Origin of the sequence: Paenisporosarcina sp., from assembly GCF_049671445.1 — a bacterium.
Taxonomy (GTDB): Bacteria; Bacillota; Bacilli; order Bacillales_A; family Planococcaceae; genus Paenisporosarcina.
Map to the genome: position 1 here is coordinate 1 of NZ_JBATUX010000038.1, position 10,118 is coordinate 10,118.

The 10,118-nt window shown below is 38.9% G+C and carries 8 protein-coding genes and 1 pseudogene; 8 read left to right on the forward strand and 1 reads right to left on the reverse strand.

Annotated elements, in window-relative coordinates; all coding sequences use genetic code 11:
- Positions 1-552 (reverse strand): annotated as a pseudogene (locus WBG45_RS06025) (hypothetical protein); the annotation flags it as partial.
- 397 nt (positions 553-949) lie between these two features.
- Between WBG45_RS06025 and rpoE the strand changes: the two are divergent.
- The 8 genes from rpoE to WBG45_RS06065 all read left to right on the forward strand — a co-directional run.
- Positions 950-1,516: a DNA-directed RNA polymerase subunit delta gene (gene rpoE, locus WBG45_RS06030; RefSeq protein ID WP_424412910.1), complete on the forward strand. Its 567-nt coding sequence runs from the start codon at positions 950-952 to the stop codon at positions 1,514-1,516.
- Between the two features lie 237 nt (positions 1,517-1,753).
- Positions 1,754-3,349, forward strand: coding sequence for a CTP synthase (locus tag WBG45_RS06035; RefSeq protein WP_424412912.1), 1,596 nt, complete (start codon positions 1,754-1,756; stop codon positions 3,347-3,349).
- Between the two features lie 1,370 nt (positions 3,350-4,719).
- Complete coding sequence (locus tag WBG45_RS06040) at positions 4,720-5,079, forward strand: response regulator (RefSeq protein ID WP_424412914.1); 360 nt, start codon at positions 4,720-4,722, stop codon at positions 5,077-5,079.
- Positions 5,080-5,434: 355 nt separating this feature from the next.
- Positions 5,435-6,292 carry a class II fructose-bisphosphate aldolase gene (locus WBG45_RS06045; protein ID WP_424412916.1) on the forward strand — a complete coding sequence of 286 codons (858 nt, stop codon included), beginning with the start codon at positions 5,435-5,437 and terminating at the stop codon, positions 6,290-6,292.
- A 92-nt stretch (positions 6,293-6,384) separates the two neighbouring features.
- Positions 6,385-7,035 carry a fructose-6-phosphate aldolase gene (gene fsa / locus WBG45_RS06050; RefSeq protein ID WP_424412918.1) on the forward strand — a complete coding sequence of 217 codons (651 nt, stop codon included), beginning with the start codon at positions 6,385-6,387 and terminating at the stop codon, positions 7,033-7,035.
- 32 nt (positions 7,036-7,067) lie between these two features.
- On the forward strand, positions 7,068-8,354 hold the full coding sequence (locus tag WBG45_RS06055; RefSeq protein WP_424412920.1) for a UDP-N-acetylglucosamine 1-carboxyvinyltransferase: 1,287 nt from the start codon (positions 7,068-7,070) through the stop codon (positions 8,352-8,354).
- 85 nt (positions 8,355-8,439) lie between these two features.
- A complete protein-coding gene (gene glpX / locus WBG45_RS06060) occupies positions 8,440-9,408 on the forward strand; it encodes a class II fructose-bisphosphatase (protein ID WP_024535573.1) in 969 nt (322 codons plus the stop codon).
- Positions 9,409-9,534: 126 nt separating this feature from the next.
- Positions 9,535-10,118 (forward strand): Rho termination factor N-terminal domain-containing protein (locus tag WBG45_RS06065; protein ID WP_424412922.1); only part of this gene is annotated, 584 nt, incomplete at its 3' end.

Consider the following 10,118-nt stretch of genomic DNA (forward strand, 5'->3'; position numbering starts at 1 on the left):
ATTATCACGCGTATTTTGCGTGACGATAAAAATTTGTTCATCCACAATCATGCCGGTATTAACTGGATTCTCTACCGTATATGAAATGGACTCTTTAGCATCTTGTTGAATGACAACTTGTTGATCCTTAAGCCAATACATGAGTGTTTCATCGGATTTAGCGAAGTTCTCCACATTTTCAGCGATTGTAACTTCACCACTAGAAGTAGAATGTATTAAGGAATCTTCTTTGATAAAATATGTATTTTCCCCGTCACTCCAAGTGTTTTTATACGGATTTAATTCTGAATTCGACCAAACTTGATTACACTGCAAGTTATCGGTACAAGTAAGGAAATCCATTTTGTTAAAATCGAGTAAGCTAATAGCATTGCCGTTTTTGGTAGGAATACTTTTAATCGTAGCGTAATTACCTGGACTCACATTTGTTGTAAAGGAGCGGCTCCAGTTTTGAGAAGGTAGTGATTTTTGACCATCGAGTACGATACTGTACTGGAACCCAATTAATAACAAAATAAGTAAAATACTTATAATTTTCAGTTTTTTATTCATATATTTTCCTTTTCGTTACGTATTTACTAAGCATAATTATGTCATACTTTACCAAAACAAGAAATATAGAAATTTAATAATTATTTTTTATATTCCTATGGTTATTCAACGACATTTTAGTAGTTTTAGGTATAATAGAACAAGAAGAATGGGGAGGTTGTCACATATGAAAGCTTTTATACATTTTATCGTGATATTGACATGCTTCGTTTCAACATTTTTCCTGTATAATAAACAAATGGGATCCATTCCGTTAATAATACTATCGATTTACTTGTTTTATTTTGGCTGGCTCAAAATACGAGAATCAAAAAACAACAAATCACAGTAGCATATTTGATTGAGGTTTGTATATAATGGGTACTATGCCAACGTATGTAGAAAGGACGTGCACGTTTTGAAATTTCGCGAAATGACAAAAGAACAACTAAGTGAAGAATCGTTTATCGATTTAGGACATGCAATATTAGAAGAAAAACACGAATCTCTAACTTTACAAGAATTACTTGATGAAATTAAAAAATTAAACAAGTTTACTGAAGCACAAATGAAAGAGCGTAAACTTCAGTATTATACAGATATGAACATTGATGGTCGTTTCCTTGCAATTTCTGAAAACCGTTGGGGCTTACGCGAGTGGTACCCGGTTGAACAAATTGAAGAAGAAACAGCTCCAACTGTCAAAGTCCGCAAGAAGAAATCAAAAACATCTAAAGATGATGATGATATTGAAGACGATACAGATGATGATGAAATCGCATTTGAAGAGGACTTCGATGAATTCGTTGAAGACGTAGAAGACTTTGATTTAGATGATGACGATGATGATGACGAAGACGAAGATGATGAAGTAGTGGAAATAGAAGAAGTGGTTGCAGAAGAACTTCTTACGACCACTGATGAATTTGAAATCGTTGTCGATGAAGAAGATGAAGATGAAGAAGAAGATGAGGATGAACTATAATAGGTCTTGACTTATTTGGTCATTCGGATTACTCTTTTACTTGGGCTCCCTAAAAAGGGAGATTGAACGCTTATATAATGCGCTCCCCCTGCAAACACTGCAGGTGGGGCGCTTTTTTATTTGAAAAGCCAAACGGGACAAGTAGTTTTACTGCCTGTGAAGCTCGAACTAAGAACTCCTGCAAAAAAAGCTGTAAAATTCAGAAAATCACATTCACCATAATAGGAGGAGTTAGCTTTGACAAAATATATTTTCGTAACCGGTGGGGTAGTTTCTTCACTAGGTAAAGGTATAACAGCGGCATCACTTGGTCGCTTACTTAAAAATCGTGGTCTCAACATTGCGATTCAAAAATTCGATCCATACATCAACGTAGACCCAGGAACAATGAGTCCTTATCAACATGGGGAAGTATACGTAACGGACGACGGGGCAGAAGCGGATTTAGACCTTGGTCACTATGAACGCTTTATTGACATCAACGTAAGTAAATTCTCAAACGTGACAACAGGTAAAGTTTACTCAGCAGTCCTTAAAAAAGAACGTCGCGGTGATTACTTAGGTGGAACAGTTCAAGTAATTCCACACATCACGAATGAAATCAAAGAACGCTTAGTACGCGTTGCGAAAGAAACAAATGCAGATGTAGTCATCACTGAAATCGGTGGAACGGTTGGAGACATCGAGTCACTACCATTCCTAGAAGCGATTCGCCAAATGAAAGGTGACTTCGGTGGAGAAAACGTTATGTACATTCACTGTACGTTAATTCCATACATTCGTGCAGCTGGAGAAATGAAAACAAAACCTACTCAACATAGTGTTAAAGAATTGCGTAGTTTAGGAATTCAACCAAATATCATCGTGGTTCGTACTGAATATGCAGTGCCACAAGATATGAAAGATAAAATCGCTTTGTTCTGTGACATTAAAGCAAGCGAAGTAATCGAAGCACGTGATGCAGAATCATTGTACGAAGTACCATTAATGCTTCAAGAACAACATATGGACCAAATCGTATTAGACCATTTCGGCATTAAAGCTCCTGAAGCGGATATGACGGATTGGACAGCTTTAGTTGATCGAGTTCAAAACTTATCGAAAAAAGTACGCATTGGTTTAGTAGGGAAGTATGTAGAATTACAAGATGCTTACATTTCAGTTGTTGAAGCAATGAAACATGCAGGATTTGCTTTTGACTCAGACATTGAAGTGAAATGGATTAACGCAGAACACGTTAACGAAGAAAATGTTGCAGAATTCTTAAACGATGTCGACGGCGTATTAGTTCCTGGTGGATTCGGTGACCGTGGAGTAGAAGGTAAAATTGCAGCAACTGCTTACGCACGTGAAAACAAAGTACCTTTCCTAGGTATTTGCTTAGGTATGCAGCTGGCAACAGTAGAATTTGCCCGTAATATTTTACATTTAAAAGATGCACATTCGTCAGAATTAAATCCAGAAACACCATACCCAATTATCGACTTATTGCCTGAACAAAAAGACGTCGAAGATTTAGGCGGAACATTACGTTTAGGACTTCAACCATGTAAACTAGTGCATGGCACTAAAGCATATGAAGCTTACGGACAAGAATTGGTGTACGAACGTCACCGTCACCGTTTTGAGTTTAATAACGAATACCGCGAGCAATTTGAAGCAGCTGGTTTCATCTTCTCTGGTACGAGCCCAGATGGCCGATTAATCGAAGTGATTGAAATTCCAAATCACCCATTCTTCGTCGCATCTCAGTTTCACCCAGAATTCATCTCGCGTCCGCAACGCCCACAACCATTATTCCGTGAATTTATTAAAGCGGCATTAGGCGAATAATAGTAAATCCCGCTCCTTTGAAAAAAAGAGCGGGATTTTTTTTGAACTAAATAACAGTCACAAAATTTAACAAAATAAGCCGCCGAAGATACAATTTCGGAGGCTATTGCATTTCTTTATTTGGAGATATCTTTTTATAAATAGCCCGCGAGTGTGGGGAGTGTAGATGAGAGCCACAATTTGAGGGGCGATTGTGTCTCTTTATCGCAGGACGTGTCCTGCTAGCGATTAGCATATTATCACGTTAAAGAACTACCCCCACGGGATCAGGCGCACGCTCAATTTGAGGAACAATTGAGTGTGCGCCTGCCGCCGTTTATTTTTTCTCTATAATAAGCATCACCACTAACTTTAAAGAAAGGTCTGAAATAATGTAAGCAGAAAGAAGCCGAAATTGCATCCTCGGCCGAATATCTATGTAAAGAGAGTGTCATCTCTCATATATACTCTGAGCTCTCAGGTTACAAGGGAGCGAAGGCAGAGGAAACGTCTGAAGCGCACTAGAAAACTAGCTGTGTCAGCGTAGTACACCGAATTTTGTGCTATTCGCGTTTTTCAGACGTCAATGCACATTTTTCAGACGTGGAGGTGTTTTTCTCAGACGTCAACGCTATTTTTTCAGACGTCAACCTCTATAAGTCAGACTGAGATTTATCGGAAGAATGAAAAAATGGAATTTCAACATTAAACACTGTCTATTTTGCTTTATAGTGAATGTCACTACTATCTTTGAAGAGAGATCTGAAATAAAGTAAGAAAAAAGAGGCCGAAATTGCATCTTCGGCCGAATATCTATGTAAGAGAGAGTCAATTCTCTAGTAACCAAAATCAAATATACGCTGAGCTCTAAGGTTGAAAGGGAGCGAAGGACGAATCCCCGCCGCAAAATGATCAAAAAAAATAGGAGTGGGGCGAGTGGCGCAGAGGAAACGTCCGAAGCGTACTGAAAACCTCTTTGCCTCAGATTAGAAAATGTCACACAGTCTTATTACTCTTTAATGAATGGTCTGAAAGAAAGTAAGTACAAAGAGGTCGAAATTGCATCTTCGACCGAACATCTTAATAAAAAGAGTAACAATTCTCTAGTAATCAAAAAAATCTTTGGTCACTCCACATAAGCAAGAAGGCTCACCATGCAGTATAAACATTCTAAGAGAAAGGACTAAACTCACTTTTTCAATAAAAGACTTAACGAAATATAATATATTTATAATCTTTAACATAAAAAATGGATTATAATGTATTATTATGAGAGAGCTAAATTTTTACCAAATGACAAAGAAATATGAAAAATATTTATTTAATGCAGGAATATGGAAAAGATTGTAGAATTAATGGTATTAGGATAAACGTGAAAAAGGGGAACTTTCATGAAACAGTTATTGATTGTGGATGATCAACAAGGCATTCGTTTGCTCCTGAACGAAGTGTTCAAACGAGAAGGATACACTACATATCTGGCTGCTAATGGAATTGAAGCATTAGAATTAGCTGAGAAAATCAAGTTGGATGGTGTCCTCTTAGATATGAAAATTCCGGGGATGGACGGAATCGAAATATTGAAACGCATTAAAATGCGCACTCCAGATGTGCCGGTTCTCATGATTACGGCATACGGCGAACTAGACTTAATTAAAGAAGCAATGGATTTAGGTGCGTCTCACTACTTCACAAAACCGTTTGATATTTACGAAGTGAGAGATGCTGTAAACGGAATGTTAAAAGATTGAAACACGCAGGCAGTGGCAAACACTGCCTGTTTTTGTTATGATTTAATAGAAAAGTGGAGAACCCTGTGCAAACTTCAGTCAATTCTAGGAGAAACGATCAAAAACATATTTTTGAATTGTTTCGACGGAAGGCTAGAATTGCGAAATCGGGTCGAACTCCATTATCACTCACGTACCGTGGGCACAAGCACAAGCTTGTCTGCGAAACGGCACAAGGTCTTGGAAAGATGTAAAACGAACATTAATCTTTCCAACCAATGCAATTAGTTATTTAGAAAAGTGGAAACTTACGAACGAGAAATAAAAACTTGTCGCTTGTAACCAGATTATAGACAATGAAATGGAGGATTCCTCAATGGCTTTAGTATCTATGAAAGACATGATGATCAAAGGTAAAAAAGAAGGCTATGCAATTGGACAATTCAACATTAACAACTTAGAGTTCACTCAAGCTATTTTAATGGCAGCTGAAGAAGAAAAGTCTCCTGTGATTTTAGGCGTTTCTGAAGGAGCAGCTAGATATATGGGTGGGTTTACAACTGTTGTTCACATGGTAAAAGGGTTAATGCATGATTATAAAATTACTGTACCAGTGGCAATTCATTTAGATCATGGTTCAAGTTTTGATAAGTGTAAAGAGGCTATCGATGCTGGTTTCACATCAGTAATGATTGATGCTTCTCATCACCCATTAGAAGAAAATATTTCGATTACATCTCAAGTAGTGGAATATGCACACGCACATGGCGTGTCTGTCGAAGCAGAACTTGGGACTGTTGGCGGTCAAGAAGATGATATTATCGCTGAAGGCGTTATTTATGCAGATCCAAAGGAATGTGCTGAACTAGTTTCACGTACTGATATTGACTGTTTAGCGCCAGCGCTAGGTTCGGTTCATGGTCCTTACAAAGGCGAACCTAATTTAGGCTTTGCTGAAATGGAAGAAATCTCGAAATTATCTGATTTACCATTAGTATTACACGGTGGAACTGGAATTCCAGTAAAAGATGTTCAACGTTCGATTTCTTTAGGTACAGCGAAAATTAACGTTAATACAGAAAACCAAATTGCAGCAACGAAAGCCATTCGTGATTTCTTTAATGGCGATGCAGAAGAGTATGATCCACGTAAATATTTAACGCCTGCTCGTGATGCAATTAAGAAAACAGTACAAGGAAAAATGCGTGACTTCGGAAGTTCTGGAAAAGCGTAATTTTAAAATAAAAGTAGAAAATGTCGGGAGAAGCGACCGTGTTGAAGACTTACGGCCTTCTCCTCTTTTCCATAATTCGGAGGAAATAATAAATGAAATTTTTTATCGATACTGCAAACTTTGAAGAAATAAAAGAAGCACATGCTTGGGGAATTCTGTCTGGTGTTACGACGAATCCAACACTTGTAGCAAAAGAGAACATCTCATTCCACGATCGCTTGCGTGAAATTACAGCACTTGTTGATGGTTCAGTAAGCGCTGAAGTTATCGCATTAGATGCTGAAGGAATGATTAAAGAAGGTCGCGAATTAGCTGCCATTGCTCCAAACATTACAGTGAAATTGCCAATGACTCCAGATGGCTTAACTGCATGTTCTGTGTTTGCAAAAGAAGGCATTAAAACAAACATCACTTTAATCTTTAGTGCAAACCAAGCACTTCTTGCAGCACGTGCTGGTGCATCATATGTTTCACCATTCTTAGGCCGCTTAGACGATATCGGTCATAATGGGATGGATTTAGTAGGGACGATTGCGCAAATTTTTGACATTCATAATATTGATACAGAAATTATTGCAGCATCGATTCGTCATCCTCAACATGTTACTGACGCTGCTCTTCATGGTGCACACATTGGTACGATGCCAATTAACGTGATGAAACAAATGTTCAAACATCCTTTAACGGATAAAGGAATTGAAGCATTTTTAGCGGATTGGAATAACAGAAATAGTGCACAATAAGTTAACTCTTGAATTGATTGTAGGTGAAATAAATGGATGTATATAAAATTAATGGTCAGAAAAGATTACAAGGAACAATTAAAGTAAGTGGGGCTAAGAATAGTGCTGTTGCTTTAATACCAGCTTCAATCCTAGCGAATTCGGCAGTCACAATTGAAGGTTTGCCGGATATTTCTGATGTTGGAACACTGAAGGAATTGCTGGAGGAAATCGGTGGAGTAGTATCTATAGAAGACGGTACGATGCATATTGATCCGTCTCAAATGCAAGATATGCCATTGCCGAATGGTAACGTGAAGAAATTGCGTGCATCGTATTATTTAATGGGTGCTATGCTTGGACGTTTCAAAAAAGCAGTCATTGGTTTACCAGGTGGTTGTTTCTTAGGACCACGACCAATCGACCAACATATTAAAGGCTTCGAAGCACTTGGAGCTAAAGTTACAAACGAACATGGTGCTATTTATCTGCGTGCAGATGAGTTGCGCGGTGCCAAAATTTATTTAGACGTTGTAAGTGTAGGTGCAACAATTAACATCATGCTGGCTGCTGTCATGGCAAAAGGCCAAACGACGATTGAGAACGCTGCAAAAGAACCTGAAATTATTGATGTTGCCACGTTACTAAGCAACATGGGAGCGAAAATTAAGGGTGCAGGGACCAATGTTATTCGTATTGATGGTGTTGAAGAACTACACGGGACGAACCACACCATTATCCCCGACAGAATCGAAGCAGGAACATTTATGATTATGGCAGCAGCAGCTGGAGACGGAATCACCATTGATAACGTCATTCCATTCCATGTTGAAGCATTAACTGCGAAACTGCGTGAAATGGGCGTCAAAATTGAAGAAGGCGAAGAAAGTATCTTCATTCCAAAATCAGAGAACTTGCATGCAATCGATGTAAAAACTCTCGTGTATCCTGGTTTTGCAACGGATTTACAACAACCATTCTCAGTTTTAATGACTCAAGCAAAAGGTTCTTCTGTAATTACAGATACGATTTATTCAGCACGCTTCAAGCATATTGATGAATTGAAACGTATGAATGCCGTTGCTCGAGTTGAAGGTCGTACAGCTATTATCTCTGGTCCAACAAAACTAGAGTCTGCTTCAGTTCGTGCATCTGATTTACGAGCAGGAGCTGCACTGGTATTAGCAGGATTATTGGCTGAAGGTGAAACTGAAATACGCGACATCTATCATATCGAACGCGGCTATAGTTCATTAATTGACAAATTACAAGGACTTGGTGCAGATATTCGTCGTGAAACAATCGAAGACGAGAATTCTCCTAAAGAAAACAAAAAATAAAAATTCTAGCCCTTGTCACATATGGTATAATGACAGGGGTAGAATTATGTAAATAAATGACCGGACAACGGGAGGAACACACCACATGGAACGCAGTTTATCAATGGAGGTAGTACGTGTAACAGAAGCAGCAGCAATTGCTTCGGCACGTTGGATGGGCCGAGGTTTGAAGAATGAAGCGGACGATGCTGCAACTACAGCAATGCGTAACGTTTTCAACTCAATCCCGATGCAAGGCGTCGTTGTAATAGGCGAAGGCGAAATGGACGAAGCACCTATGTTATACATCGGTGAAGAATTAGGTCTTGGACTAGGTGGACCAGCCGTAGATATAGCTGTAGATCCTCTAGAAGGTACAAATATAGTCGCTTCAGGTGGTTGGAATGCTTTAGCTGTTTTAGCCATTGCTGATAGAGGGAACTTACTTCATGCACCAGACATGTACATGGACAAACTAGCAGTAGGACCAGAATCTAGAGGCCAAGTTGATATTAATGCTTCTGTAACGGATAACCTGCGAGCTGTTGCACGTGCGAAAAATAAAGACATTGAAGACGTTGTGGCAACGATATTAAACCGACCACGTCACCAAAAAATAATTGATGAAATTCGTGCATCAGGTGCTCGTATTAAATTAATTAATGATGGAGACGTAGCGGGAGCTATCAACACAGCGTTTGATGAAACAGGCGTAGATATTTTATTCGGACTTGGCGGTGCTCCAGAAGGTGTTATTGCTGCAGTTGGATTAAAATGTTTAGGTGGCGAAATTCAAGGTAAACTAGTACCTACAAATGAGCAAGAATTAGAACGTTGTATCCGTATGGGTCTAGACATAAACCGTGTATTCCGTATGGAAGACCTTGTAAAAGGCGACGATGCAATTTTTGCGGCAACGGGAGTAACGGATGGAGAATTACTGCGTGGCGTTCAGTTCAAAGGTGCTTATGCAGAATCTCATTCATTAGTTATGCGTGCCAAATCAGGCACAGTCCGTTTCGTAGAAGGGCGTCATAGCTTGAAGAAAAAACCTCATCTTATGATGGAAGACTAACTTCAAAAATATGTGCCTGGCCATTCCTTGGTCAGGCATCTTCTACTAAAATCAATTCTTGCAGAACCAATCCTACCTTTCAACTTGAATCGACACAACAAAATATGTAAAGAGTGGTGCCATTTTATGTCAACCTTAAAGATTGCTGAACTAGAAAGTATGACGTTAAAAGAACTGTATGCGTTAGCACGCGAGTTCAAAATCTCGTACTACAGCAAACTCACTAAAAAAGAACTTATTTTTGCTATTTTAAAAACACGTGCAGAACAAGAAGGCTACTTTTTCATGGAAGGTGTCCTAGAAATCATTCAATCTGAAGGATTCGGTTTCTTGCGCCCCATCAATTATTCTCCGAGTTCTGAAGATATCTATATTTCCGCTTCACAAATTCGCCGTTTCGACTTACGTAACGGTGATAAAGTAACGGGTAAAGTGCGTCCTCCAAAAGAGAATGAGCGTTACTACGGATTATTACATGTAGAATTAGTAAATGGTGAAGACCCAGATTCAGCGAAAGAACGAGTTCATTTCCCTGCATTAACACCATTATATCCAGATCGTCATATTAAACTGGAAACAGAGTCAAGCAAGTTATCGACACGCATAATGGACTTAGTAGCACCTGTTGGTTTCGGTCAACGTGGACTTATCGTAGCACCGCCAAAAGCGGGTAAAACGATGCTATTGAAAGAAATAGCAAATTCCATTAC